General features: G+C 67.3%; 22 protein-coding genes. 18 read left to right on the top strand and 4 right to left on the bottom strand.

What is annotated here, in order from left to right:
* Window positions 1-2: 2 nt before the first annotated feature.
* The 12 genes from ubiB (at window position 3) to JYG37_RS16025 (ending at window position 14460) form a co-directional block, all read left to right on the top strand.
* On the top strand, window positions 3-1580 hold the full coding sequence (ubiB, locus tag JYG37_RS16080) for a ubiquinone biosynthesis regulatory protein kinase UbiB (protein ID WP_050014696.1): 1578 nt from the start codon (window positions 3-5) through the stop codon (window positions 1578-1580).
* Window positions 1581-1597: 17 nt separating this feature from the next.
* Complete coding sequence (locus JYG37_RS16075) at window positions 1598-2224, top strand: class I SAM-dependent methyltransferase (RefSeq protein ID WP_050014695.1); 627 nt, start codon at window positions 1598-1600, stop codon at window positions 2222-2224.
* Window positions 2225-2319: 95 nt separating this feature from the next.
* A complete protein-coding gene (locus JYG37_RS16070) occupies window positions 2320-2673 on the top strand; it encodes an FmdB family zinc ribbon protein (protein ID WP_213346101.1) in 354 nt (117 codons plus the stop codon).
* Between the two features lie 61 nt (window positions 2674-2734).
* On the top strand, window positions 2735-3385 hold the full coding sequence (locus tag JYG37_RS16065) for a DUF502 domain-containing protein (RefSeq protein ID WP_006477842.1): 651 nt from the start codon (window positions 2735-2737) through the stop codon (window positions 3383-3385).
* Window positions 3386-3452: 67 nt separating this feature from the next.
* On the top strand, window positions 3453-5255 hold the full coding sequence (gene aspS / locus JYG37_RS16060; RefSeq protein ID WP_011657896.1) for an aspartate--tRNA ligase: 1803 nt from the start codon (window positions 3453-3455) through the stop codon (window positions 5253-5255).
* Window positions 5256-5414: 159 nt separating this feature from the next.
* Window positions 5415-5909, top strand: a complete 495-nt coding sequence (nudB, locus tag JYG37_RS16055) for a dihydroneopterin triphosphate diphosphatase (RefSeq protein ID WP_089488935.1) — start codon at window positions 5415-5417, stop codon at window positions 5907-5909.
* Window positions 5906-7180, top strand: a complete 1275-nt coding sequence (clsB, locus tag JYG37_RS16050) for a cardiolipin synthase ClsB (RefSeq protein WP_050014688.1) — start codon at window positions 5906-5908, stop codon at window positions 7178-7180. Before nudB ends, clsB begins: the two co-directional genes overlap by 4 nt.
* 200 nt (window positions 7181-7380) lie before the next feature.
* Window positions 7381-7980, top strand: a complete 600-nt coding sequence (locus tag JYG37_RS16045) for a TetR/AcrR family transcriptional regulator (RefSeq protein ID WP_050014686.1) — start codon at window positions 7381-7383, stop codon at window positions 7978-7980.
* Between the two features lie 56 nt (window positions 7981-8036).
* The gene (locus JYG37_RS16040) at window positions 8037-9824 is read left to right on the top strand and encodes an acyl-CoA dehydrogenase C-terminal domain-containing protein (RefSeq protein ID WP_124631517.1); all 1788 of its coding nucleotides are present in this window, start codon (window positions 8037-8039) and stop codon (window positions 9822-9824) included.
* Between the two features lie 118 nt (window positions 9825-9942).
* Window positions 9943-12378, top strand: coding sequence for a 3-hydroxyacyl-CoA dehydrogenase/enoyl-CoA hydratase family protein (locus JYG37_RS16035; protein ID WP_050014682.1), 2436 nt, complete (start codon window positions 9943-9945; stop codon window positions 12376-12378).
* Window positions 12379-12400: 22 nt separating this feature from the next.
* Complete coding sequence (locus JYG37_RS16030) at window positions 12401-13600, top strand: acetyl-CoA C-acyltransferase (protein WP_050014680.1); 1200 nt, start codon at window positions 12401-12403, stop codon at window positions 13598-13600.
* Window positions 13601-13692: 92 nt separating this feature from the next.
* Window positions 13693-14460 (top strand): enoyl-CoA hydratase, encoded by a 768-nt coding sequence (locus JYG37_RS16025; protein ID WP_050014678.1) that lies wholly within the window; start codon window positions 13693-13695, stop codon window positions 14458-14460.
* 51 nt (window positions 14461-14511) lie between these two features.
* Here the strand turns inward: JYG37_RS16025 and fdhD are convergent, their stop codons facing one another.
* Window positions 14512-15366, bottom strand: coding sequence for a formate dehydrogenase accessory sulfurtransferase FdhD (fdhD, locus tag JYG37_RS16020; RefSeq protein ID WP_089488805.1), 855 nt, complete (start codon window positions 15364-15366; stop codon window positions 14512-14514).
* Between the two features lie 114 nt (window positions 15367-15480).
* On the opposite strand from fdhD, the gene JYG37_RS16015 reads away from it, so the two are divergent.
* Window positions 15481-15963 (top strand): nitrate reductase associated protein, encoded by a 483-nt coding sequence (locus JYG37_RS16015; protein WP_050014677.1) that lies wholly within the window; start codon window positions 15481-15483, stop codon window positions 15961-15963.
* 62 nt (window positions 15964-16025) lie between these two features.
* Here JYG37_RS16015 and JYG37_RS16010 read toward each other — a convergent pair whose 3' ends face one another.
* Window positions 16026-16421 (bottom strand): acyl-CoA thioesterase, encoded by a 396-nt coding sequence (locus JYG37_RS16010; protein ID WP_006485741.1) that lies wholly within the window; start codon window positions 16419-16421, stop codon window positions 16026-16028.
* Between the two features lie 174 nt (window positions 16422-16595).
* On the opposite strand from JYG37_RS16010, the gene JYG37_RS16005 reads away from it, so the two are divergent.
* Window positions 16596-18467 (top strand): ABCB family ABC transporter ATP-binding protein/permease, encoded by a 1872-nt coding sequence (locus JYG37_RS16005; RefSeq protein WP_124556498.1) that lies wholly within the window; start codon window positions 16596-16598, stop codon window positions 18465-18467.
* Between the two features lie 79 nt (window positions 18468-18546).
* On the opposite strand, the gene murU is transcribed toward JYG37_RS16005, so the two are convergent.
* Window positions 18547-19269: an N-acetylmuramate alpha-1-phosphate uridylyltransferase MurU gene (gene murU, locus JYG37_RS16000; RefSeq protein WP_050014674.1), complete on the bottom strand. Its 723-nt coding sequence runs from the start codon at window positions 19267-19269 to the stop codon at window positions 18547-18549.
* 22 nt (window positions 19270-19291) lie between these two features.
* Window positions 19292-20341: an aminoglycoside phosphotransferase family protein gene (locus tag JYG37_RS15995; protein WP_050014669.1), complete on the bottom strand. Its 1050-nt coding sequence runs from the start codon at window positions 20339-20341 to the stop codon at window positions 19292-19294.
* Between the two features lie 223 nt (window positions 20342-20564).
* Between JYG37_RS15995 and JYG37_RS15990 the strand changes: the two genes are divergently transcribed.
* Genes JYG37_RS15990 through rsmA form a run of 4 tightly spaced genes read left to right on the top strand, consistent with a single transcriptional unit; the run spans window position 20565 to window position 26211 of the window.
* The gene (locus JYG37_RS15990; protein ID WP_050014668.1) at window positions 20565-22925 is read left to right on the top strand and encodes an LPS-assembly protein LptD; all 2361 of its coding nucleotides are present in this window, start codon (window positions 20565-20567) and stop codon (window positions 22923-22925) included.
* 51 nt (window positions 22926-22976) lie between these two features.
* Window positions 22977-24335: a peptidylprolyl isomerase gene (locus tag JYG37_RS15985; protein ID WP_050014667.1), complete on the top strand. Its 1359-nt coding sequence runs from the start codon at window positions 22977-22979 to the stop codon at window positions 24333-24335.
* Between the two features lie 11 nt (window positions 24336-24346).
* A complete protein-coding gene (gene pdxA, locus JYG37_RS15980; protein WP_050014666.1) occupies window positions 24347-25336 on the top strand; it encodes a 4-hydroxythreonine-4-phosphate dehydrogenase PdxA in 990 nt (329 codons plus the stop codon).
* A gap of 47 nt (window positions 25337-25383) precedes the next feature.
* Window positions 25384-26211 (top strand): 16S rRNA (adenine(1518)-N(6)/adenine(1519)-N(6))-dimethyltransferase RsmA, encoded by an 828-nt coding sequence (rsmA, locus tag JYG37_RS15975; RefSeq protein ID WP_089488802.1) that lies wholly within the window; start codon window positions 25384-25386, stop codon window positions 26209-26211.
* Window positions 26212-26228: the final 17 nt, after the last annotated feature.

Below are 26228 nucleotides of genomic sequence, written 5' to 3'. Positions count from 1 at the left end.
GCATGCGCATTTTCCGTTTCATCAAGATTGTCTACACCGTCATCCGCTTTGGTCTCGACGAAGTGATGCTGTCCCGGATCGACGACCGGCGCGTGAAGCTGCTGCTGCGGATCACGACGATCGGTCGCCGTTACTCCGATCCGCCCGCCGTGCGGCTGCGCCACGCGCTCGAAAGCCTCGGCCCGATCTTCGTGAAGTTCGGCCAGGTGTTGTCGACGCGCCGCGACCTGCTGTCGGTCGATTTCGCGAACGAACTCGCGAAGCTGCAGGATCAGGTGCCGCCGTTCGATTCGGCCGTCGCGATCGCGATCATCGAGAAGTCGCTCGGCGCGCCGGTCGACGAGCTGTTCGACGAATTCGAGCGCGAGCCGATCGCGAGCGCATCGATCGCGCAGGTGCATTTCGCGAAGCTGAAGCAGGGCGTGCACGCGGGCAAGGCCGTCGCCGTCAAGGTGCTGCGGCCGAACATGCTGCCGGTGATCGATTCCGACCTCGCGCTGATGCGCGACATCGCGACGTGGACCGAACGCATGTGGGCCGACGGCCGGCGCCTGAAGCCGCGCGAGGTCGTCGCCGAATTCGACAAGTACCTGCACGACGAGCTCGACCTGATGCGCGAGGCCGCGAACGGCAGCCAGCTGCGCCGCAACTTCGCGGGCCTCGACCTGCTGCTCGTGCCCGAGATGTTCTGGGATTTCTCGACGTCGCAGGTGCTCGTGATGGAGCGCATGACCGGCGTGCCGATCAGCCAGGTCGAGACGCTGCGCTCGGCCGGCGTCGACATCAAGAAGCTCGCGCGCGAAGGCGTCGAGATCTTCTTCACGCAGGTGTTCCGCGACGGTTTCTTCCATGCGGACATGCACCCCGGCAACATCCAGGTGAGCCTCGACCCGAACACGTTCGGCCGCTATATCGCGCTCGATTTCGGGATCGTCGGCGCGCTGTCCGATTTCGACAAGAACTACCTCGCGCAGAACTTCCTCGCGTTCTTCAAGCGCGACTACCACCGCGTCGCGACGCTGCACCTCGAATCGGGCTGGGTGCCGCCCGAGACGCGCGTCGAGGAGCTCGAAAGTGCGATCCGCGCGGTGTGCGAGCCGTATTTCGATCGCGCGCTGAAGGACATCTCGCTCGGCCAGGTGCTGATGCGCCTGTTCTCGACGTCGCGTCGCTTCAACGTCGAGATCCAGCCGCAGCTCGTGCTGCTGCAGAAGACGATGCTGAACGTCGAGGGGCTCGGCCGCTCGCTCGACCCCGAACTCGACCTATGGAAGACCGCGAAGCCGTATCTCGAGCGCTGGATGACCGAGCAGATCGGCCTGCGCGGCTGGTACGAGCGGTTCAAGGTCGAGGCGCCGCAGTGGAGCAAGACGCTGCCGCAACTGCCGCGCCTGATCCACCATGCGATGGCCGCGCGCCACGACGCGCCGCGCGCCGCGAGCGAGGAGCTGATGCGTCAGGTCCTCGTCGAGCAGAAACGGACGAACCGGCTGCTGCAGGCGTTGCTGATCTTCGGCCTGGCCGTCGGCGTCGGGGCGCTCGTCGCGCGCGTGCTGCTCGCGCTCGCGTACGGCGCCTGACCGAAAGGAGCCACGCGATGTCCGAACCGAAACAGCCGTCCGCGTCGAGCGCCGCCGATTTCGCGACGCGCGACCCCGGCAGCGCGTCGTTCTGGGACGAGCGCTTCGAGCGAGGCGTGACGCCGTGGGAATTCGGCGGTGTGCCGGACGGGTTTCGCGCGTTCGCGCAGCGGCGCGACCCATGTGCGGTGCTGATTCCCGGCTGCGGCAGTGCGCAGGAGGCCGGATGGCTCGCGCAGGCCGGCTGGCCGGTGCGGGCGATCGATTTCGCCGCGCAGGCGGTCGCTGCGGCGAAGGCGCAGCTCGGCGCGCATGCGGACGTCGTCGAGCAGGCCGATTTTTTCCAGTACCAGCCGCCGTTCGATGTGCAGTGGGTGTACGAGCGCGCGTTCCTGTGCGCGCTGCCGCCGAGCCTGCGCGCGAGCTATGCGGCGCGGATGGCCGAGCTGCTGCCCGCGGGCGGATTGCTGGCCGGTTATTTCTTCGTGGTGGCGAAACCGAAAGGGCCGCCGTTCGGGATCGAGCGAGCCGAACTCGACGCGCTGCTCGCGCCGCACTTCGAGCTGATCGAGGATTTGCCCGTGACCGATTCGCTGGCCGTGTTCGACGGGCACGAGCGCTGGCTCACGTGGCGTCGCCGCTGATGCGCGGGCGTCGCGGCTGTTGCCGGAGCGGGCCGGGGTTTCGGCTATAATTCAAGGTTTTGCAAGCCGTTTCCAGTTTCTGCGGGAAAAATATCATGCCGATCTACGCCTATCGATGCGAAGCGTGCGGTTTCGCGAAGGACGTGCTCCAGAAGATGAGCGACGCGCCGCTGTCGCAATGCCCTGAATGCGGGAAGGATGCTTTTCGCAAACAGGTGACTGCCGCCGGTTTCCAGCTGAAGGGCTCGGGGTGGTATGTCACCGATTTCCGCGGCGGCTCGGGCGGCGCCAGCGCACCGGCGACGGCGTCGGGCGACGCGGCGCCGGCGGCACCCGCGGCGGAAGCCGCACCGGCCGCGGCCGCGCCGGCTGCGACGAGCAGTGCGGGCAGCACCACGGCGACGAGCGCCGCGCCGGCACCGGCTGCGACGCCCGCCGCCGGCACTTGATCGTCGCGGCCCGGCCGGGTCGCGACCAACCCGCGCTTCCGGCGCGGTTCATTGACGGCAGATGATGAAAAAGACGACCCTGAAAACGGTGTTCCTGACCGGCTTGCTGGTTCTCGTCCCGCTCGCGATCACGCTGTGGGTGCTCGGCCTCATCATCGGCACGATGGACCAGACGCTGCTCCTGCTGCCCGAATCGTGGCAGCCCGAGCGGATGCTCGGCTTCCATCTGCCGGGGATCGGCGCGGTGCTGACGCTCGCGTTCATCTTCGTCGTCGGGCTGGCCACGCAGAACTTCATCGGCCAGAAGCTCGTCACGTGGTGGAACGCGGTCGTGCGTCACATCCCGGTCGTCGGGCCGATCTACACGAGCGTCAAGCAGGTATCGGACACGCTGCTGTCGAGTAGCGGCAACGCATTCCGCAAGGCGCTGCTGATCGAATACCCGCGCCGCGGCTCGTATACGATCGCGTTTCTGACCGGCACGCCCGGCGGCGACGTGGTCAACCATCTGACGGAAGAGTACGTGAGCGTGTACGTGCCCACGACGCCGAACCCGACGTCGGGCTTCTTCCTGATGTTGCCGAAGAGCGAAGTCATCGAACTCGACATGTCGGTCGATGCCGCGCTCAAGTACATCGTCTCGATGGGCGTCGTGGCGCCTTCGGCGCCGGCTCCGGCGCCCGCCCGTCGTCCCGTCGAGCCGCCGCTGTAAGTAAAGAATCATCGCCCGGGCCGCGCGTTGCGGCGCCCGTTGATCAAACCGAACGAAAGCAAACATCATGTCGATGCGTACTGAATACTGCGGTCTCGTGACCGAACACCTGCTGGGCCAAACCGTGTCGCTGTGCGGCTGGGTGCAGCGCCGCCGCGATCACGGCGGTGTGATCTTCATCGACCTGCGCGATCGTGAAGGCCTCGTGCAGGTGGTGTGCGACCCGGATCGCGCGGAAATGTTCGCGACCGCCGAAGGCGTGCGCAACGAGTTCTGCGTGCAGATCAAGGGCCTCGTGCGCAACCGTCCGGAAGGCACGGTCAACGCCGGCCTGAAGAGCGGCAAGATCGAAGTGCTGTGCCACGAACTGAACGTGCTGAACGCGTCGGTCACGCCGCCGTTCCAGCTCGACGACGACAACCTGTCGGAAACGACGCGCCTCACGCACCGCGTGCTCGACCTGCGCCGCCCGCAGATGCAGCACAACCTGCGCCTGCGCTACCGCGTCGCGATCGAGGCGCGCAAGTATCTCGACGAGCAGGGCTTCATCGACATCGAAACACCGATGCTGACGAAGAGCACGCCGGAAGGCGCGCGCGACTACCTCGTGCCGTCGCGCGTGAACGCCGGCCAGTTCTTCGCGCTGCCGCAGTCGCCGCAGCTGTTCAAGCAGCTGCTGATGGTCGCGAACTTCGACCGTTACTACCAGATCACCAAGTGCTTCCGCGACGAGGATCTCCGCGCTGACCGTCAGCCGGAATTCACGCAGATCGACTGCGAAACGTCGTTTCTCGGCGAGCAGGAAATCCGCGACCTGTTCGAAGACATGATCCGTCACATCTTCAAGACGACGATCGACGTCGAACTCGACGCGACATTCCCGGTGATGCCGTACTCGGAAGCGATGGCGCGTTTCGGTTCGGACAAGCCGGACCTGCGCGTGCAGCTCGAATTCACCGAGCTGACCGACGCGATGAAGGACGTCGACTTCAAGGTGTTCAGCACGCCGGCCAACGCGAAGGACGGCCGCGTCGCGGCGCTGCGCGTGCCGAAGGGCGGCGAGCTGTCGCGCGGCGACATCGACGGCTACACGGAATTCGTGCGCATCTACGGCGCGAAGGGCCTCGCCTGGATCAAGGTCAACGAGAAGGCGAAGGGCCGCGACGGCCTGCAAAGCCCGATCGTGAAGAACCTGCACGACGCGTCGATCGCGGCGATCCTCGAGCGTACCGGCGCTGAAGACGGCGACATCATCTTCTTCGCGGCCGATCGCGCGAAGGTCGTCAACGACAGCCTCGGCGCGCTGCGCCTGAAGATCGGCCATTCGGAATTCGGCAAGGCGAATGGCCTCGTCCAGGCCGGCTGGAAGCCGCTGTGGGTCGTCGACTTCCCGATGTTCGAATACGACGACGAAGACGCGCGCTACGTCGCCGCGCACCACCCGTTCACGAGCCCGAAGGACGAGCACCTCGAGTATCTCGAGACCGACCCGGGCCGTTGCCTCGCGAAGGCGTACGACATGGTGCTGAACGGCTGGGAAATCGGCGGCGGCTCGGTGCGTATCCACCGCGAGGAAGTGCAGAGCAAGGTGTTCCGCGCACTGAAGATCGGCGCGGAAGAGGCGCAACTGAAGTTCGGCTTCCTGCTGGACGCGCTGCAGTACGGCGCGCCGCCGCACGGCGGTATCGCATTCGGTCTCGACCGCATCGTCACGATGATGGCCGGCGCCGATTCGATCCGCGACGTGATCGCATTCCCGAAGACCCAGCGTGCGCAGGATCTGCTCACGCAGGCGCCGAGCCCGGTCGACGAGCGTCAACTGCGCGAGCTGCACATCCGTCTGCGTCAGCCGGAGCAGCCGAAGGCGTAACGCGTTTTCGCACCCGGTCGTGCGCGCGGCGCCGCGCGCGCGACATCCAACGAAAAGGCGCCGTGGTGCGCCTTTTTCGTTTTTTGCGGTACAGTCGCAGCACTTGCCGCACGTTCGGGCACAGGCCCCGCGCACGGCCCTGTGCCGCATGAAACCAAGATGACGAAGCCGCCGAAAATCCCCGAATCCGTTCTCGTCGTGATCTACACGCCCGAACTCGACGTGCTCGTGATCAAGCGTGCCGACCAGCCCGATTTCTGGCAATCGGTCACCGGCTCGAAGGACGCGCTCGACGAGCCGCTCACGCTCACCGCCGCACGCGAAGTGGCCGAGGAAACCGGCATCGCGGTCGGCACGCCGGACGTGCCGGCCACCGCGCTCGTCGACTGGCATCACCGGATCGAATACACGATCTATCCGCAATACCTGCATCGCTATGCGCCGGGCGTCACGCGCAACGTCGAGCACTGGTTCGGCCTGTGCGTGCCGCATCGCGTCGACGTGACGCTGTCGCCGCGCGAGCATGTCGACCATGCGTGGCTGCCGTTCCGCGAGGCGGCCGCGCGCTGCTTCTCGCCGTCGAACGCCGAGGCGATCCTGCAATTGCCCGCGCGCGTGGCCCTCATGCGTGCGCCGCACGGTTCGTCCGCATGAATGCGGAGACCCGCAAGCGCTTCGCGCAATTGCGGCAGATGTTCCTGCAGGAGCGCGGCTCCGCGTCGCGGCTCGCGTTTACGGCCGGCAACACCGTGCGGCTGTGCGAAACCGGCGGTGAATTCTTCCACGCGCTGATCGATCGGATCGACGCCGCCCGCGAGCAGGTGATGCTCGAAACCTACATCTTCTGCGACGACGAGGCCGGCCGCCCGGTGTCGGACGCGCTGATCCGCGCGGCGCAGCGCGGCGTGCGCGTGCGCGTGATCACCGACGGCATCGGCACCGCCCGCCTGCCGCTGTTCGACACATGGGCCGAGGCCGGCGTCGAGCACTGCATCTACAACCGCTTCCTGTTCGGCCGCTTTGGCTTCTCGCGCACGCACCGCAAGCTCGCGGTGATCGATCACGCGGTCGCGTTCTGCGGCGGCATCAACATCGTCGACGACTACACGCAGGGCAGCGCGACGCTGCCGTTCCCGCGCTGGGATTTCGCGGTCGAGATGGCCGGGCCCGCGGTGTCCGACGTGCGCGCCGCGTTCGAGCTGCAGTGGCACCGGATCCGGTTCGGCCACAAGCCGTATGCGCAGTACGCGGCCGGGCTGCATGGCGGCGAAGCGTTCCCGGACATGTTCCGGCGCTGGATGCGCAGCCACCGGTGGATCAAGGCCGGCGCGCTCCGGGTCGTGACCGAGCCGAGCGTCGCGTTCGTCGCGCGCGACAACGTCGTGAATCGCCGTGCGATCGAGAAAGCCTACCTCGCGGCGATCGGCCAGGCGCGCCAGCGGATCCTGCTCGCGAATCCGTACTTCATGCCGGGCCGCAAGCTGCGCCGCGCGCTGACGGGCGCGGCCCGCCGCGGCGTCGACGTGCAGGTGCTGATCGGCCGCAAGGAATTCACGGCGCTCGATACGGCCGTACCGTTCCTGTATCACGCGCTGTTGCGCGCAGGCGTGCGCGTCGCCGAATACGACAAGACGATCCTGCACGGCAAGGTCGCCGTGATCGACGACAACTGGGCGACGGTCGGCTCGTCGAATCTGGACGCGCTGAGCCTGATGCTGAACAATGAAGCGAACGTCGTGCTGGTGCGCTACGATGCAGTGACGAACCAGTTGCGCGACGCGATCGCCACCGCGTTCGCCGAAGGCCGGGAAATCGACGCCGCGCACTACGCCGCGCGCCCGCGCGTCGAGCGGCTGCTGAACTGGCTGGCGTACAACACGTACCGCCTCGTGATGAAGGCGCTGACGGTCGGCGGTTACGACTGACGCAGACTAAGTATTCGCTTCAAAAAATCTGTCCGCACGTTCGTGCGGAAAAGCCGCTCCGGTCCCGCCGGAATCGCGCAAAATAGCGGCTCGGTTAGACACCGGTTTCTAATAATTTCCTTGTTTCGCGAGCGGCCGCACTCAATAATAGTACGGCCGTTCGATTTTATTCGAACCCCCGAACGGTTACAGAAATAGCTATGCGAAAAGGCGAACAGACGCGTGCCGCGATACTCGAAGCTGCTTTGGACCTCGCCAGCCGTGACGGGCTGGAGGGGCTGACGATCGGCCTGCTGGCCGAGCGCATGCAGATGAGCAAGAGCGGCGTGTTCGCGCACTTCGGATCGCGCGAAGACCTTCAGGTGGAGGTCGTCCGCGAGTACCACCATCGTTTCGAGAACGAGGTGTTCTTTCCGAGCCTGCGCGAGTCGCGCGGTCTGCCGCGTCTTCGGGCGATGCTGGCGCGCTGGATCGAGAAGCGCATCCAGGAGGTGACGACCGGGTGCATCTACATCAGCGGCGCAGTGGAGTACGACGACCGGCCGGACAGCCCCGTGCGCGAGCAGTTGATCGCGAGCGTGACCGCCTGGCGTGCCGCGTTGCTGCGCGCCATTTCGCAGGCGATGGAAGAAGGGCATCTGCGCGCGGATACGGATCCGGACCTGATGCTCTTCGAGTTGTACAGCTTCACGCTCGGCCTGCATCACGACGCACGCTTCCTGCATTCGCCGGACGCCGTGCGCCTTACGTGGGCCGCGCTGGAAAAGACGATTGTTTCGTATCAGAGCGAGAGCCGTTAGCGGCGCGTGACCCGCCCGCCAGGAGCTCGAGCCGTTGCCCACCTTTGGAGAGAGTCATGGGACAGTACGCCGCGCCGCTGCGCGACATGCAATTCGTGTTGCACGAGCTTCTGAACGTCGAAGCCGAAGTCAAGCAAATGCCCAAGCATGCGGACCTCGACGCCGACACGATCAACCAGGTCCTCGAGGAAGCGGGCAAGTTCTGCTCCGAGGTACTGTTCCCGCTGAACCAGGTCGGCGACCGCGAAGGCTGCACGTATGAAGGCGACGGCGTCGTGAAGACCCCGACCGGCTTCAAGGAAGCGTATCGGCAGTACGTCGAGGCCGGCTGGCCGGCGCTCGGCTGCGATCCGGACTACGGCGGCCAGGGGCTGCCCGCGTTCGTGAACAACGCGCTCTACGAAATGCTGAACTCGGCGAACCAGGCATGGACGATGTATCCGGGCCTGTCGCACGGCGCGTACGAATGCCTGCACGCGCACGGCGCGCCGGAACTGCAGCAGCAATACCTGCCGAAGCTCGTGTCGGGCGAATGGACGGGCACGATGTGCCTGACCGAGCCGCACTGCGGCACCGACCTCGGCATCCTGCGCACCAAGGCCGAACCGAACGGCGACGGCTCGTACTCGATCAGCGGCACGAAGATCTTCATCTCGAGCGGCGAGCACGACATGTCGAAGAACATCGTCCACCTCGTGCTCGCGCGCCTGCCGGACGCGCCGCAAGGCACGAAGGGGATCTCGCTGTTCATCGTGCCGAAGTTCGTTCCGGACGCGTCGGGCGAGCCGGGCGAGCGCAACGGCATCAAGTGCGGGTCGATCGAACACAAGATGGGCATCCACGGCAACTCGACGTGCGTGATGAACCTCGACGGCGCGAAGGGCTGGATGGTCGGCGAGCCGAACAAGGGCTTGAACGCGATGTTCGTGATGATGAATGCCGCGCGCCTCGGCGTCGGCATGCAGGGCCTCGGCCTCACGGAAGTCGCGTACCAGAACTCGCTGACGTACGCGAAGGAACGCCTGCAGATGCGTTCGCTCACGGGCCCGAAGGCACCGGACAAGCCGGCCGATCCGATCATCGTGCACCCGGACGTGCGCCGCATGCTGCTCACGCAGAAGGCGTACGCGGAAGGCGCGCGTGCATTCACGTACTGGTCCGCGCTGCAGATCGACAAGGAACTGTCGCACGCCGACGAAGCCGTGCGCAAGGAAGCAGCCGACCTCGTCGCGCTGCTCACGCCGATCATCAAGGCGTTCCTGACCGACAACGCGTTCGAGTGCACGAATCACGCGATGCAGATCTACGGCGGCCACGGCTTCATCTCCGAATGGGGCATGGAGCAGTACGTGCGCGACGCGCGGATCAACATGATCTACGAAGGCACGAACTCGATCCAGTCGCTCGACCTGCTGGGCCGCAAGGTGCTCGGCGACATGGGCGCGAAGCTGAAGAAGTTCGGCAAGCTCGTGACCGAATTCGCGGAAGCCGAAGGCGTGAAGCCGGAGATGGCCGAGTTCATCAACCCGCTCGCCGACATCGGCGACAAGGTACAGAAGCTGACGATGGAAATCGGCATGAAGGCGATGCAGAACCCGGACGAAGTCGGCGCGGCCGCCGTGCCGTACCTGCGTACCGTCGGCCATCTGGTGTTCTCGTACTTCTGGGCGCGCATGGCGCGTCTCGCGCTCGACAAGGAAGCGTCGGGCGATCCGTTCTACAAGTCGAAGCTCGCGACGGCCCGCTTCTACTTCGCGCGCCTCCTGCCCGAGACGGCGGCGACGATCCGCGCCGCGCGCGCCGGTTCGAAGACGATGATGGAAGTCGACGAATCGCTGTTCTGACGCGAGTCCGGGCGGTGCGCGCCGCGCGCCGCGCCGCCCGAACGCAACGGTTCCTGGTACTCACTTCGCCGTGCAGCCCTCACATCCCGCGCTGCACGACACTATCCGGAGACATCCCGTGAGCAATTTCCTGATTCGCAAGGTCGCCGTGCTGGGCGCCGGCGTGATGGGCGCGCAGATCGCCGCGCACCTCGTCAACGCGCGCGTGCCGGTGCTGCTGTTCGACCTGCCGGCCAAGGAAGGCCCGAAAAACGCGATCGCGCTGAAGGCGATCGAGAACCTGAAGAAGCTGTCGCCCGCGCCGTTCGGCGTGAAGGACGACGCGAAATACCTCGAAGCGGCGAACTACGAAGACGACATCGCGAAGCTCGCCGAATGCGACGTCGTGATCGAGGCGATCGCCGAGCGGATGGACTGGAAGCACGACCTGTACAAGAAGGTCGCACCGCACATCGCGCCGAACGCGATCTTCGCGACCAACACGTCGGGCCTGTCGATCACGAAGCTGTCCGAAGGATTCTCGGACGAGCTGAAGGCGCGCTTCTGCGGCGTGCACTTCTTCAACCCGCCGCGCTACATGCACCTCGTCGAGCTGATCCCGACCGCGCATACGCGCCCGGAGATCCTCGACCAGCTCGAAACCTTCCTGACGAGCGTCGTCGGCAAGGGCGTCGTGCGCGCGAAGGACACGCCGAACTTCATCGCGAACCGCGTCGGCATCTTCTCGATCCTCGCGGTGATCACCGAGGCCGCGAAGTTCGGCCTGCGTTTCGACGAAGTCGACGACCTGACGGGCAGCCGCCTCGGCCGCGCGAAGTCGGCGACGTTCCGCACCGCGGACGTGGTCGGCCTCGACACGATGGCGCACGTGATCAAGACGATGCAGGACAACCTCGCCGACGATCCGTTCTTCCCGGTCTACCAGACGCCTGCCGTGCTCGCCGAACTGGTGAAGCAGGGCGCGCTCGGCCAGAAGACGGGCGGCGGGTTCTACAAGAAGGAAGGCAAGGCGATCAAGGTGCTCGACGCGAAGACGGGCAGCTACGTCGATTCGGGCGCGAAGGCGGACGAAACCGTCGGCCGCATCCTGAAGCGCCCGCCGGCGGAACGCCTGAAGCTGCTGCGCGAGACGGATCATCCGCATGCGCAGTTCCTGTGGTCGATCTTCCGCGACGTGTTCCACTACATCGGCGTGCATCTCGAGTCGATCGCCGACAACGCGCGCGACGTCGACCTCGCGATCCGCTGGGGCTTCGGCTGGAACGAAGGCCCGTTCGAAGGCTGGCAGGCTGCCGGCTGGAAGCAGGTCGCCGAGTGGGTGCAGGAAGACATCGCGGCCGGCAAGGCGCTCGCGAACGTGCCGCTGCCGTCGTGGGTGCTCGAAGGCCCGGTCGCCGAGCAGGGCGGCGTGCACACGGCCGAAGGCTCGTGGGCGCCGGCATCGAAGCGCTTCGTGCCGCGTTCGGACCTGGCCGTGTACCGCAAGCAGGTGTTCCGCGCGCCGCTGCTGGGCGAAGCCGGCGCCGATCCGAAGACGTACGGCAAGACGCTGTTCGAGACCGACGCGGTGCGCGCGTGGGTCGACGACCGTGCCGGTGAGGACGACGTCGTGATCGTGTCGTTCAAGTCGAAGATGAACACGATCGGACCGAGCGTGATCGACGGCCTCGTGCAGGCGATCGAACTCGCGGAGCAGGACTACAAGGGCGTGGTGATCTGGCAGCCGACGTCGCTGAAGCTCGGCACGCCGGGCGGCCCGTTCTCGGCCGGCGCGAACCTCGAAGAGGCGATGCCCGCGTTCATGATGGGCGGCGCGAAGGGCATCGAGCCGTTCGTGAAGAAGTTCCAGGAAGGCATGCTGCGCGTGAAGTACGCGAACGTGCCGGTCGTCGCGGCCGTGTCGGGCATCGCGCTCGGCGGCGGGTGCGAACTGATGCTGCACAGCGCGAAGCGCGTCGTGCACGTCGAGAGCTACATCGGTCTCGTCGAAGTGGGCGTCGGCCTCGTGCCGGCCGGCGGCGGCCTGAAGGAAGCGGCGCTGCGCGCAGCGGACGCCGCGGCGGCCGCGAACGCGACCACCGACATCCTGAAGTTCGTCACGAAGTCGTTCGAGAACGCGGCGATGGCGAAGGTGTCGGCGTCCGCGCACGACGCGCGTGCGATGGGCTACGTGAAGCCGTCCGACACGATCGTGTTCAACGTGTTCGAACTGCTCGACACCGCGAAGAAGGAAGCGCGTGCGCTGGCCGACACCGGCTACCGCGCACCGCTGCGCGCGAAGGACGTGCCGGTTGCGGGCCGTTCGGCGATCGCGACGATCAAGGCATCGCTCGTCAACATGCGTGACGGCCGCTTCATCAGCGACCACGACTACCTGATCGCGAGCCGCATCGCCGAAGCCGTGTGCGGCGGCGACGTCGAAGCCGGCAGCCTCGTCGACGAGGAATGGCTGCTTGCGCTCGAGCGCCGCGCGTTCGTCGAGCTGCTCGGCACGCAGAAGACGCAGGAACGGATCATGGGCATGTTGCAGACCGGCAAGCCGGTGCGTAACTGAGCGAGCAGACAAGGAGTCTGAAATGAGCAAACAACTGCAAGACGCATACATCGTCGCCGCCAGCCGCACCCCGATCGGCAAGGCCCCGCGCGGTGTCTTCAAGAACACGCGCCCCGACGAGCTGCTGGTTCACGCGATCAGGTCGGCGGTCGCGCAGGTGCCCGGTCTCGACACGAAGGTGATCGAGGACGCGATCATCGGCTGCGCGATTCCGGAAGCCGAGCAGGGGCTGAACGTCGCGCGCATGGGCGCGCTGCTCGCGGGCCTGCCGCAGACGGTCGGCGGCGTGACGGTCAACCGCTTCTGCGCGTCGGGCATCACCGCGCTCGCGATGGCGGCCGACCGCATCCGCGTCGGCGAATCGGACGCGATCTTCGCGGGCGGCTGCGAATCGATGAGCATGGTGCCGATGATGGGCAACAAGCCGTCGATGTCGCCGCACATCTTCGATCGCAGCGAAGACTTCGGCATCGCGTACGGGATGGGCCTGACGGCCGAGCGCGTCGCCGAACAGTGGAAGGTGAGCCGCGACGACCAGGACGCGTTCTCGGTCGAATCGCACCGCAAGGCGCTCGCCGCGCAGCAGGCCGGCGAATTCGGCGACGAAATCGCTGCGTACACGCTCACCGAGCGGTTCCCGAACCTCGCGACCGGCGAAGTCGACGTGAAGACGCGCGAGATCAAGCTCGACGAAGGTCCGCGCGCGGATACGTCGCTCGAAGGCCTCGCGAAGCTGCGCACGGTATTCGCGAACAAGGGCTCGGTCACGGCCGGCAACAGCTCGCAGACGTCGGACGGCGCGGGCGCGCTGCTCGTCGTGTCGGAGAAGGTGCTGAAGGAGTTCAACCTGACGCCGCTCGCGCGCTTCGTGAGCTTCGCGGTGCGCGGCGTGCCGCCGGAAATCATGGGGATCGGCCCGAAGGAAGCGATTCCGGCCGCCCTGAAGGCCGCCGGCCTGAAGCAGGACGATCTCGACTGGATCGAGCTGAACGAGGCGTTCGCCGCGCAGTCGCTGGCGGTGATGCGCGATCTCGGCCTCGATCCGTCGAAGGTCAACCCGATGGGCGGCGCGATCGCACTGGGCCACCCGCTCGGCGCGACCGGCGCGATCCGCGCGGCGACCGTCGTGCACGGCCTGCGCCGCCGCAACCTGAAGTACGGGATGGTCACGATGTGCGTCGGCACCGGCATGGGCGCCGCGGGCATCATCGAACGCCTGTAAGCGGGACGCGACGACAAGCGACGACGGTGCGCGGGCCACGAGCTCGCGCACCGTTTTTTTCATTCCGGTAGAGACAGTCAAAGGAGACGGTTGTGGCCGACATTCAAGTGGAACGCGCCGACGGCGTGATGACGATCACGATCGCGCGCCCGGCGAAGAAGAACGCGCTGACGGCGGCGATGTACCAGACGATGGCCGATGCGCTCGCCGACGCGCAGGAAGACAAGGCGACGCGCGTGATCCTGCTGCGCGGCAGCGACGGTAATTTCAGCGCGGGCAACGATCTCGAGGATTTCCTGAAGTCGCCGCCGAAGGACGACACCGCATCGGTGTTCCAGTTTCTGGCGCGGATCAGCAGCGCGAGCAAGCCGGTCGTGGCGGCGGTGCCCGGCATCGCGGTCGGGGTCGGCGTGACGATGCTGCTGCACTGCGATCTGGTTTATGCGGCCGACACCGCGACGTTCTCGCTGCCGTTCGTGCAGCTCGGGCTGTGCCCGGAAGCCGCGTCCAGCGCACTGCTGCCGCGCCTGGCCGGCCATCAGGTCGCCGCCGAGAAGCTGCTGCTGGGCGAGGCGTTCGACGCGCTGGAAGCGCACCGGATCGGTATCGTCAACCGCGTGCTGCCGGCGGCCGAGCTCGACGCGTTCGCGGCGAAGCAGGCGGCGAAGCTGGCGGCGCTGCCGGCGGCATCGCTGCGTGTGACGAAGGCGCTGCTCAAGGAGACGGGCGGCGTGGCGACGCCCGCGCGGATGGCCGAGGAAGCGCGCCATTTCGCCGAGATGCTGCGCGCGCCGGAGGCCCGCGAGGCGATGACGGCGTTCTTCGAGAAGCGCAAGCCGGATTTCCGTCAGTTCGACTGACGGAACGGGTCGCGCCGGCGGTGGCTCGCCGGTGCGCGGTTGGGAGAGCGATCAGGCCGTGCCGTAGTCGACGTGGCCCGTTTCGCGGCAGAAGCTGACGAGCCGCAAGCCGGCCGCCTTCGCGATTTCGATCGCGAGCGACGACGGCGCGGAGATGGTCGCGACCAGCGGGATGCCGACCCGCGCGGCCTTGCGCACGAGCTCGTAGCTCGCGCGGCTCGACAGGAACACGAAGCCGTCGGTGGTATCGGCGCGCGCCAGCACGAGCGAGCCGATCAGCTTGTCGAGCGCGTTGTGGCGGCCGACGTCCTCGAATGCCGTGCGGATCGCGCCTGTTGCATCGCACCACGCGGCCGCATGCAGGCCGCCGGTCAGTTTCGTCAGCGCCTGATGCGACGGTAACGCATGCGCGGCGCGCGCCAGCGCGTCGGGCGCGAGGCGCGCGAGAAAACCGGTATCGGGCACGCGTTCGGGCGCGAGGTCGAGCAGGTCGATGCTCTCGATGCCGCAGACGCCGCAGCCCGTGCGCCCCGCGAGCGCGCGGCGCCGGTCCTTCAGCGCGGCGAACGCCTGCTGGACGACTTCCAGATGAACTTCCGCATGCGGCAGCGGCGCGTCGGCGTGCAGGATCACCTCGATGTCCTTGATGTCGCTGCCGCGCGCGACGATCCCTTCCGAGATCGCGAAGCCGACCGCGAACGCTTCGAGCTCGCATGGCGTGCACATCATCACCGCGTGCGAGATGCCGTTGAAGACGAGTGCGACCGGCCATTCCTGGCCGACGAAGTCGTGCGCGGGTTCGACCGCGCCGCCGCGCGTGCGGCTCACGGGCAGCTCGATCGCGCCGCGCGGTTCGTCGCGCAACGCGTCGCGCAGTTCGTCTGATTGGGTCGGATTCACGAGCACTCCCGTTGATTCGAAGCACGGCCGGCGACGATCGTGCCGCCGGCCGCGCGCAGAGGTTCTAAAATACCCCAGGCAAGCCGGCCGCGCCGGCATCCGCCACGTCAGGTAACGACCATGGGACTCAGCGACGCTCCGTTGCTCTTCAACTTCGAACACGATTCGTCGGAAAACTTCACGTACATCCCGATGATCGTGCGTTTCAATCTCGACCGCTTCGGCCTGCGGATTTCGCTCGACCAGTGGCAACTGCTGCCGCTCGAGGACCGCAAGCTGCTCGCGCGCTTTCCGGCCGACGACGACACCGCGATCGAGCCCAACTTCGATCACGCGCTGTTCGAAATGCTGCGCACGCACGCCGATCTGGAGCCGTCATGGTTCCAGCCGGACGAGCAGCCGGCCTGGCGCGCCGTCGACGCGGTACCGGAGTCGCTGGTACAGCAGAGCGCGCTGGCCGGGCTGCCGGCACCCGCGCTCGCGCAGTGGCAGCGGCTCGCGCCGTTCCAGCGCTACGTGCTGGTCAAGCTGTCGCGCAAGCCGACGCTGAATCACGATTTCGTGCCCGCGATGCGGGAGTTCGGGCTGACGGCCACGCACTGACGGCCACGCACTGACGGCCACGCACTGACGGCCGCCTGCCGCACCGCGGCGCTTGCCCGCCGTCAGAGCGGCGGCAGTTGCCGCGGCTTGCGGTCAGGGCCGGTCGCGACGTAGGTGAGCGTCGCTTCGGTGACTTTCACGACTTCGCCCATCAGGCGCATGCGCTGCGCGTACACCTCGACGTCGACCGTGATCGACGTGTTGCCGGTGCGCATGATGGTGGCGTAGAAGCTCAGCAGATCGCCGACGAATACCGGCTGCTTGAACACGAACGAATTGACCGCGACCGTCGCGACGCGGCCGTTCGCGCGCTGGCTCGCGGGAATCGAGCCGGCGATGTCGACCTGCGACATGATCCAGCCGCCGAACACGTCGCCGTGAACGTTCGCATCGTGCGGTTGCGGGACGACGCGCAGCGCGGGCTGCTTCTGCGGGAGTTCGAGGGTCGAATCGGTCATGGCGGGGGCTTTCATCCTGTAATAAACGAGCCGCCGCGCGCAGGCTGGCCGGCGAGGCCGCCGGCAGCGGCGCGAAGCGGCTTCTGCGACAATACAACGTTCGCAAATTGTACGAGAAAGCGCGCGAGCCGGCCGCCGATACGCGCGTCCCGCATTGCCGCAGGACCTTTCCCCATGCGCCGATTTCCCGCTTCCGGCGAGCCCGCGCCGGCTTCGACCGGGCCTCGCAACGACTGGCAGACCATCCGGTCGCTGCTGCCGTACCTGACCACCTACAAATGGCGCGTCGCGCTCGCGCTCGGCTGCCTGATCGGGGCGAAGGTCGCGAACCTCGGCGTGCCGGTCGTGATGAAGCGCATCGTCGATCACCTGTCCGCCGTGCAGCAGCTCACCGCGCTCGGCCGTGCCGAGCAGTCGGCCGGCATCGTGCTCGCGGGCGGCGTCGGGCTGCTGGTCGTCGCGTATGCGCTCGTGCGGCTGTCGACGTCGCTGTTCACCGAACTGCGCGAAATCCTGTTCTCGAAGGTCACCGAGAGCGCGGTGCGCCAGCTCGCGCTGCAGGTGTTCCGGCATCTGCACGGGCTGTCGCTGCGGTTTCATCTCGAGCGCCAGACGGGCGGCATGTCGCGCGACATCGAGCGCGGCACGCGCGGCATCCAGCAACTGATTTCGTATTCGCTGTACAGCATCCTGCCGACGCTCGTCGAGGTCGGGCTCGTGCTCGGCTTCTTCGTGGTCAAGTACGAGGCCTACTACGCGTACGTGACGTTCGCGGCGCTGGTCACGTACATCGTGTTCACCGTGAAGGTCACCAACTGGCGCACGCATTTTCGCCGCACGATGAACGAGCTCGATTCGCGCGCGAACTCGCGGGCGATCGATTCGCTGATCAACTACGAGACGGTGAAGTACTTCGGCAACGAGGCGTGGGAAGCGCAGCGCTACGACGAGAACCTGAAGCGCTACCGGAAGGCCGCGATCCGCTCGCAGAACTCGCTGTCGGTGCTGAACTTCGGCCAGCAGGCGATCATCGGCACGGGGCTCGTGTTCATCCTGTGGCGCGCGACGCAGGGCGTGCTCGCGGGCAAGCTGACGCTTGGCGATCTCGTGCTGATCAACACGTTCATGCTGCAGCTGTACATTCCGCTGAATTTCCTCGGCGTCGTCTATCGCGAGCTGAAGCAGAGCCTGACCGACATGGACCGGATGTTCGGGTTGCTGTCGGCGCCGAAGGAAGTGGCCGACCGGCCCGATGCGCCGCCGCTCGCGGTGGCCGGCGCGCAGGTGCGCTTCGAGCACGTGAACTTCGCGTACGAGCCGTCGCGGCAGATCCTGCACGACGTGACGTTCACGATCGAGGCCGGCACGACGACCGCGGTGGTCGGCCACAGCGGGTCGGGGAAATCGACGCTGTCGCGGCTGCTGTTCCGCTTCTACGATCTCGACCGGCAGGCGGGCGGCGCGATCCGGATCGACGGGCAGGACATTCGCGACGTCACGCAGGAATCGCTGCGCGCGTCGATCGGGATCGTGCCGCAGGACACCGTGCTGTTCAACGACTCGATCTACTACAACATCGCGTACGGTCGGCCGACGGCGACGCGCGACGAGGTGGTCGCGGCCGCGCGCGCCGCGCACATCCACGATTTCATCGAAGGGTTGCCGAAGGGCTATGACACGCCGGTCGGCGAGCGCGGGCTGAAGCTGTCGGGCGGCGAGAAGCAGCGCGTCGCGATCGCGCGCACGCTGTTGAAGGACCCGCCGGTGCTGCTGTTCGACGAAGCGACGTCGGCGCTCGATTCCCGCTCGGAACGCGCGATCCAGCACGAGCTCGATCAGATCGCGCGGCATCGCACGACGCTCGTGATCGCGCACCGTCTGTCGACGGTCGTGCACGCGCAGCAGATCCTCGTGATGGACCACGGGCGGATCGTCGAGCGCGGCACGCACGACGAACTCGTGCGCGCGGACGGGCTGTATGCGCAGATGTGGGCGCTGCAGCAGCAGCGCGCGGCGGCGGGCGGGGAAGAGGCCGAGGCCGCGTAACGGGGCGTGACGGCGTGCCGCGTGCCGTGGCGCGCAGCGCAAGGGCGGCGCGACGGGGGCGTCGCCGCCCGTCGTCCGATCAGCCCGCGGCGGCGCGCAGCCGTGCGTCGAGTTCGCCGAGCTGCGCGGGCGTACCGACGTTCTCCCAGATCCCTTCGTACAGTTCGCCGGTCGCGCGGCCGGCTTCGATCGTCGCGCGATAGTACGGCGTCAGCGCGCGCCGCGTGCCGGGTGCGACGTCGCGGAACATCCGCGTGTCGTACAGGCCGATGTTGCCGAACGTGAAGCGCGCGGCGCCGTCGAGCGCGAGACGGCCGTCGTCGCCGAGCGCGAAGTCGCCGGCCGGATGGAACGGCGGGTTCGGCACCATCACGAGGTGCATCGCCGGCGTGTCGAGCGCGGCCATCCGGGCGGCGCGCGGCGCGAGCGTCCGGTAGTCGAACGCGCAGTATACGTCGCCGCTGACCGCCGCGAACACCGTCGGCTGCCCGTCGCGTTCCAGCAGCGGCAGCGCCTGCGCGATGCCGCCGGCGGTTTCGAGTGCGTCGCCCTCGGCCGAATACGCGAGCCGCACGCCCCAGCGCGAACCGTCGCCGAGCGCGGCCTCGATCTGCTCGCCGAGCCACGCGTGGTTGATCACGATCGTGTCGATGCCCGCCCGCGCGAGCGCCTCGATCTGCCACACGATCAGCGGCTTGCCGCCGGCTTCGAGCAGCGGCTTCGGGCGGGCGTCGGTCAGCGGACGCATCCGTTCGCCGCGTCCGGCGGCGAAGATCATCGCCGTGGTGAGGGTAGTGCTCATGTTCGACTGGGTGTGGGGACGGTCAGAACGTGTAGCCGACGTCGGCCGGCGCGTTGCCCTCGAGCTCGTCGAGCAGCTTCGCGAACGGCACGAGCGGGCGATAGCGCAGCGCGACCTTGCGTGCATACGCGAGGAAGCGCGGCAGGTCGTTCAGGTAGTGCGGCTTGCCGTCGCGGTAGTTGATGCGCGCGAACAGGCCGAGGATCTTGATGTGGCGCTGCAGCCCCATCCATTCGAGCTGGCGGTAGAACTCGCCGAAATCCGCGTCGACCGGCAGGCCGGCCTTCTTCGCCTTTTCCCAGTAGTACGCGAAGCAGTCGAGCTCGAACTCTTCGTCCCAACTGATGAACGCGTCGCGCAGCAGCGACACGACGTCGTACGTCAGCGGCCCGTAGACGGCGTCCTGGAAGTCGAGCACGCCCGGGTTCGGCTCGCAGACCATCAGGTTGCGCGGCATGAAGTCGCGCAGCATGAAGCCTTGCGGCTGCGCGTGCGCGCTCGCGACCAGCAGCGCGAACGTGCGGTCGAGCGTGCCGCGCATCGCGTCGGTGACCGGCTTGCCGAGGTGGCGGCCGACGAACCATTCGGGCAGCAGCTCCATTTCGCGGCGCAGGAACGCTTCGTCGAACGGCGGCAGCACGTCGGGTGTCGACGCGAGCTGGAAGCGGATCAGCGCGTCGAGGGCGTCACGCATCAGCGGACGGGCCGCGCCCGGATCGGCCGGATCGAGCACCGAGATGTACGACGTGCGGCCGAGATCGGTCACGAGCATGAAGCCCGCGTCGAAATCGTGGGCCAGCACGTCCGGCACGTGATCGCCGGCCCCGGCGAGCAGCCGCGCGACCTGGACGAACTCGCGGCACTTCTCGGGCGGCGGCGCGTCGACCGCGATCAGCGTGCCGCCGGGGCGCGTGGCCGACGCGACGCGGAAATAGCGGCGGAAACTGGCGTCCGACGACGCGGGCGCGAGGGTCGACAGATCGAGCGCGTAGCGCTCGGCGAGCGGGTGCAGCCACGCGGTGAGCGCGTCGAGGCGGGCGTCGGGCTGGGATGCGGCGGATGGGGGCGTCATGAAACTCGGCGGAGGGGGGAACGTCTTGCCATATAATACCCCACGACTTTTTTGACGCGCCCCGCGTCAGCTTCCGCCGTGCAGGCCCGCGGCCTGTCGCGCCGTCCGCCCGATCGCCTCCCCGGTTTGCGAAGAGCCGCAGTCGCGGCTCGACGGCGCGGCCCGCCGCGCGTGAAGGTGCCGTGCAGGCGCGGTTGACAAGGGGCGATTCGCCAAACGATAGATGCCGCCCAAACCGCTATTCCCGAATGTTTTCCCCGGTGACGGGGCGCCGCGCAAACGGCGGCTCGCGCTCGCGCTCCTGGCCGTGCCCGGCCTCGTGCCGGCCGTGTCGTACGCGCAGCTGTCGGGCGCGGCTGCGCAGCCGCAGCCGCTCGACTCGCCGTGGGATCTGCGTCTCGCGCCCCAGCTCGAGGATCATCCGCTGAAGGACGGCGCGAAGCCGGCCGCCTTCGTCATTGCCGACCATACGAGCGGCACCGCCGAGCAGGACCTCGCCGCGAAGGGTTCGGCCGAGCTGCGGCGCGGCGACGCCGTCGTGAAGGCCGACGCGATCCACTACGATCAGGATACCGACATGGCCGATGCGTACGGCCAGGTCAAGGTGGTCAATGGCGGCACGTCGTTCGCCGGCCCCGAGGCGCACCTGAAGATCGAGGCGAACCAGGGCTTCATGACCGCGCCGAAGTATCACTTCAACGTGACGGGCGGGTCGGGCAGCGCGGAGCGCGTCGACATGGTCGACAACGAGCGCTCGGTGTTCGTCAACGGTACGTACACCGCGTGCCAGTGCTCGACGAACCCCGCGTGGTACATCAAGGGCAGCCGCTTCGACTTCGATACGGGCGCCGACGAGGGCACCGCGCGCAACGGCGTGCTGTTCTTCCAGGGCGTGCCGATCTTCGCGAGCCCGTGGATGACGTTCCCGCTGTCGGGCGAGCGGCGCAGCGGCCTGCTGCCGCCGACGTTCTCGGTGAACTCGAACAACGGCTTCGAGCTGTCGCTGCCGTACTACTTCAACATCGCGCCGAACCGCGACCTGACGCTCACGCCGCGCATCATCTCGCGGCGCGGCGTGATGACCGAAGCGACGTTCCGCTATCTGTCGCCGTCGTATTCGGGTACGTTTACGGCCAATTACCTGCCGGACGACCGGCTCGCGCATCGCAACCGCTACGCGATCTACTGGCAGCACCAGCAGAACTTCGGCGGCGGCTTCGGCGGCTACGTCTACTTCAACAAGGTCTCGGACAACACGTATCCCGAAGACCTCGGGTCGGCGAACCAGTTCATCAACGGTACGCAGACGCTGTACCAGCAGGAAGCCGGCCTCACGTACAACAACGGCCCGTGGTCGGTGCTCGCGCGCTACCAGCACTGGCAGACGCTGCCGCCGTCGATCGCGCCGTACAGCCGCGAGCCGCAGTTGAACGTGAAGTACACGAAGTACAACGTCGGCGGGTTCGACTTCGGCGCAGAAGCCGACTATTCGCGGTTCCGCATCACGACCGCCGATGCGACCCAGGGCGACCGGGTCGTCTTCAACCCGTACATTTCGTATGGCGTGTACGGTCCCGGCTACTTCGCGGTGCCGAAGGTCCAGTACCACCTGGCGTCGTACGACCTGAACTACCTGTCGTCCGCCACGCCGAACAGCCCGAAGCGCTTCACCGAGTCGATCCCGACCGTGAGCTTCGATTCGGGCCTGATCTTCGACCGTTCGGTGCGCCTGTTCGGCCAGGACTTCATCCAGACCCTCGAGCCGCGCCTGTACTACGTGTACACGCCGTATCGCGATCAGTCGAACGCGCCGCTGTTCGACACCGCGGAATCGGACTTCGGCCTCGCGGAGATCTACCAGCCGAACACGTTCGTCGGTAACGACCGGATTGCCGATGCGAACCGGATCACGGCCGGCCTGACGTCGCGCTTCATCGATCCGCGCACCGGCGACGAGCGCGCGCGGTTCGTGATCGCGCAGCAGTACTACTTCGCCGATCAGCGCGTCACGCTGAACCCGGGGCAGAGCGCCGTGCTGGCCCGCCACTCGGACCTGATCGTCGGCGCCGCGCTGAAGCTCGGCTCGGGCTTCATGTCGGAAACGGCGTTCCAGTACAACCAGAACAACAACCAGCTCGTGAAGTCGAGTATCGGTTTCGGCTACAGCCCGGGCGAGCGCCGCGTGATCAACGTCGGCTATCGCTATACGCGCACAAATACCACGCTCGACAACCAGCCGATCAACCAGTTCCTGGTGTCCGCGCAGTGGCCGCTCACGCGCCGCCTGTATGCGATCGGCCGGTTCAACTACGACTTCGCCGGAGATCGCGTGGTCGACGGTCTGGTCGGCTTACAATACGACGCGGATTGCTGGGCGCTCGGGGTCGGGGTGCAGCGGGCCGCGAACGGCATCAATTCGTCGGGACAGCAGAACTCGTCGACGCGCTTCATGATGCAGCTGACGCTCAAGGGCTTGTCGACCATCGACAACGGCCTCGTGTCCGCATTCCGCGCCGGGGTGCCGGGCTACACGCCGTTGCCGCCGCCGCCGCCGCCGATGTCCCGCTTCAGCAACTACGAGTAACGCCGGCATGTCTGCACCGGTCAGCACGATTTCAATGGAGTTTCAGTGGCAATGAAGAAAACCCTTCGTTTCGCGGCAGTCGTGTCCAGCCTCGCCGCGTCCGCCGCGCTGCTCGCCGCCGCGCCGGCCGCGGCGCAGGCACTCGGTTCGCAAGGTGCGCAGCTCGCCGACGAAGTCGTCGCCGTGGTCAACAACGACGTGATCACGGGCCGCGAACTCGACCAGCGCGCCGGCCTGATCGCACGCCGCCTGCAGCAGCAGAACGCGCCGGTGCCGCCGGCCGACCAGCTGCGCGCGCAGGTGCTGAACCAGATGGTGCTCGAACGTATCCAGGTGCAGAAGGCCAAGGACGACGGGATCCGCATCGACGACGCGACCGTGCAGGCCACGCTGCAGCGTCTCGCGCAGGCGAACGGGATGACGCTCGACCAGTACCGCGCGCGCCTCGAGGCGCAGGGCGTGCCCTGGAGCATCTTCACGAGCGACGCGCGCACCGAACTGATGCTGTCGAAGCTGCGCGAGCGCGAGGTCGACGGCAAGATCACGGTGTCGGACGCCGAGGTCGCGAACTACATCGCGAGCCAGCGCGGGCCGAACGCATCGCAGCAGCAGGACCTGCGCTTCCAGCACATCTTCATCAAGGCGCCCACCAACGCGCCGCAGGCTGACATCGAAGCCGCGCAGAAGAAGGCCGAAGCGCTGCTGCAGCAGGCGAAGTCGGGCGCCGATTTCGAGCGCCTCGCGAAGAACAACTCCGAAGCGAACGACGCGAAGAAGGGCGGCGATCTCGGCTTCAAGGCGCCGAGCGCGCTGCCGCCCGACGTCGTCGACGCCGCGTCGAAGCTGCGCCCGGGCGAGGTCAACCCGACGCTGATCCGCGTGCCGGACGGCTTCGAAATCGTGCGCCTCGTCGATCGCCGCCAAAGCCAGGGCGCGAGCGCCGCGGCGCCGAAGATCGTCCAGACGCACGTGCGCCACATCCTGCTGCGCGTCGGCGAAGGCAAGTCGGAAGGCCAGGCGCGCCAGCAACTGGCCGACATCCGCAAGCAGGTCGAGGCCGGCGGCGATTTCGCGAAATTCGCGCGCACCTACTCGCAGGACGGTTCCGCGTCGCAGGGCGGCGATCTCGGCTGGATCAGCCCGGGCGAGACCGTGCCGGAATTCGAGCGCGCGATGAACAACCTGCAGGACGGCCAGATCAGCCAGCCGATCCGTACCGAATACGGCTATCACCTGATCCAGGTGCTGAACCGCCGCGAGGCGGAAGGGTCGGTGCAGCAGCAGATGGACATCGCCCGTCAGGCGATCGGCCAGCGCAAGGCCGAGCAGGCGTATGCCGACTGGCTGCGCGAGTTGCGCGATTCGTCGTACGTGCAGTACAAGATCGGCGGCGTCGGCCCGGCGAACTGAGCGAGCCTCGGATGACCACGCCCGCGCTGCAGATCGCGATCACGACCGGCGAACCCGCGGGGGTCGGCCCGGAGCTGACCGTGCAGGCGCTGCGTGACGCCGCGCAGCGCTGGCCCGATGCGCATTTCACCGTGCTCGGCGATGCCGCACTGCTCGACGCGCGTGCGGCCGCGGTCGGCGTCGACGCGGCCACACTGGCCGGCGGCGCGCAGGTGTCGGTCGCGCATCACGCACTGGCGGCGCCCGCGCAGGCGGGCAAGCTGGACGCGGCGAACGGCCGCTACGTGCTCGGGCTGCTCGACGCGGCGATCGACGGTGCGCTGGCCGGCCGGTACGATGCGATCGTTACCGCGCCGCTGCAGAAGAGCACGATCAACGACGCGGGCGTGCGGTTCACCGGCCATACCGAATACCTGGCCGAACGCACGCACACGCCGCGCGTCGTGATGATGCTGGCCGGCACCGGCCACCGGCCGCTGCGCGTCGCGCTCGCGACCACGCACCTGCCGCTGAAGGACGTATCGGCCGCGCTGACGATCGACGGGCTCGTCGAGACGCTCGCGATCATCGATCGCGACCTGCGGCGCGATTTCGGTCTCGCCGCGCCGCGCATTCTCGTGACGGGCCTGAACCCGCACGCGGGCGAGAACGGTTATCTCGGCCGCGAGGAGATCGACGTGATCTCGCCGGCGCTGGCCCGCGCGAACGCGCAACACATCGACGCACGCGGCCCGTATCCGGCCGACACGCTGTTCCAGCCGCGCCATCTGGCCGATGCCGATTGCGTGCTCGCGATGTTCCATGACCAGGGTCTGCCCGTGCTGAAGTACGCGACGTTCGGCGAGGGCATCAACGTGACGCTCGGGCTGCCGATCATCCGCACGTCGGTCGATCACGGCACCGCGCTCGATCTGGCCGGCACGGGCCGCGCGGATCCAGGCAGCATGATCGCCGCGCTCGATACGGCCGTCACGATGGCGCGCCATCGCCGCGCAGCCTGACGCTGCCGGTTTACCCCATTCGTCGTATTTTTCGTTTTACTCAGTCGATGTCGAACAGCAGACAGCACCAAGGCCATTTCGCGCGCAAGCGCTTCGGGCAGAACTTCCTCGTCGATCACGGCGTGATCGACTCGATCGTCGCGACGATCGGCCCTGCACGCGGCCAGCGGATGGTCGAGATCGGCCCCGGGCTCGGCGCGCTGACCGGGCCGCTGATCGAGCGGCTCGCGACGCCGGAGTCGCCGCTGCACGCGGTCGAGCTCGACCGCGATCTGATCGGGCGCCTGCAGCAACGCTTCGGCGCGCTGCTGGAGCTGCACGCGGGCGACGCGCTCGCGTTCGACTTCCGCTCGCTCGCGATGCCCGGCGACAAGCCGTCGCTGCGGATCGTCGGCAATCTGCCGTACAACATCTCCAGCCCGCTGCTGTTTCACCTGATGACGTTCGCCGATGCGGTGATCGACCAGCATTTCATGCTGCAGAACGAGGTCGTCGAGCGGATGGTCGCGGAGCCGGGCACGAAGGCGTTTTCGCGGCTGTCGGTGATGCTGCAGTACCGCTACGTGATGGAAAAGATGCTCGACGTGCCGCCGGAATCGTTCCAGCCGCCGCCGAAGGTCGATTCGGCGATCGTCCGGATGATTCCGTACGAGCCGCACGAACTGCCGGACGTCGATCCGGCGCTGCTCGGCGAAATCGTCACCGCCGCGTTCTCGCAGCGCCGCAAGATGCTGCGTAACACGCTGGGCGACTACCGCGAGACGATCGATTTCGATGCGCTCGGCTTCGATCTCGCGCGCCGTGCGGAGGACGTGAGCGTGGCCGAATACGTCGGTGTCGCGCAGGCGCTGGCGGCGGTGCGCAAGGCCGGATGACGTGCGTGGCGCGAGCC

Source organism: Burkholderia sp. LAS2 (assembly GCF_018417615.1).
Classification (GTDB): domain Bacteria; phylum Pseudomonadota; class Gammaproteobacteria; order Burkholderiales; family Burkholderiaceae; genus Burkholderia; species Burkholderia sola.
The sequence above is the reverse complement of the archived record's forward strand: the minus strand, read 5'-3'. Positions and strand labels throughout refer to the sequence as shown.

Coding starts and splice junctions, on each gene's coding strand:
- JYG37_RS16040 (WP_124631517.1), top strand. CDS start 8,037: ATGGGACAGTACGCCGCGCCGCTGCGCGACATGCAATTCGTGTTGCAC.
- rsmA (WP_089488802.1), top strand. CDS start 25,384: ATGTCGAACAGCAGACAGCACCAAGGCCATTTCGCGCGCAAGCGCTTC.
- JYG37_RS16010 (WP_006485741.1), bottom strand. CDS start 16,421: ATGACCGATTCGACCCTCGAACTCCCGCAGAAGCAGCCCGCGCTGCGC.
- JYG37_RS16005 (WP_124556498.1), top strand. CDS start 16,596: ATGCGCCGATTTCCCGCTTCCGGCGAGCCCGCGCCGGCTTCGACCGGG.
- JYG37_RS16070 (WP_213346101.1), top strand. CDS start 2,320: ATGCCGATCTACGCCTATCGATGCGAAGCGTGCGGTTTCGCGAAGGAC.
- JYG37_RS16065 (WP_006477842.1), top strand. CDS start 2,735: ATGATGAAAAAGACGACCCTGAAAACGGTGTTCCTGACCGGCTTGCTG.
- JYG37_RS16030 (WP_050014680.1), top strand. CDS start 12,401: ATGAGCAAACAACTGCAAGACGCATACATCGTCGCCGCCAGCCGCACC.
- clsB (WP_050014688.1), top strand. CDS start 5,906: ATGAATGCGGAGACCCGCAAGCGCTTCGCGCAATTGCGGCAGATGTTC.
- nudB (WP_089488935.1), top strand. CDS start 5,415: ATGACGAAGCCGCCGAAAATCCCCGAATCCGTTCTCGTCGTGATCTAC.
- murU (WP_050014674.1), bottom strand. CDS start 19,269: ATGAGCACTACCCTCACCACGGCGATGATCTTCGCCGCCGGACGCGGC.
- aspS (WP_011657896.1), top strand. CDS start 3,453: ATGTCGATGCGTACTGAATACTGCGGTCTCGTGACCGAACACCTGCTG.
- pdxA (WP_050014666.1), top strand. CDS start 24,347: ATGACCACGCCCGCGCTGCAGATCGCGATCACGACCGGCGAACCCGCG.
- JYG37_RS16045 (WP_050014686.1), top strand. CDS start 7,381: ATGCGAAAAGGCGAACAGACGCGTGCCGCGATACTCGAAGCTGCTTTG.
- ubiB (WP_050014696.1), top strand. CDS start 3: ATGCGCATTTTCCGTTTCATCAAGATTGTCTACACCGTCATCCGCTTT.
- JYG37_RS15990 (WP_050014668.1), top strand. CDS start 20,565: ATGCCGCCCAAACCGCTATTCCCGAATGTTTTCCCCGGTGACGGGGCG.
- JYG37_RS15985 (WP_050014667.1), top strand. CDS start 22,977: ATGAAGAAAACCCTTCGTTTCGCGGCAGTCGTGTCCAGCCTCGCCGCG.
- JYG37_RS16075 (WP_050014695.1), top strand. CDS start 1,598: ATGTCCGAACCGAAACAGCCGTCCGCGTCGAGCGCCGCCGATTTCGCG.
- JYG37_RS16015 (WP_050014677.1), top strand. CDS start 15,481: ATGGGACTCAGCGACGCTCCGTTGCTCTTCAACTTCGAACACGATTCG.
- JYG37_RS15995 (WP_050014669.1), bottom strand. CDS start 20,341: ATGACGCCCCCATCCGCCGCATCCCAGCCCGACGCCCGCCTCGACGCG.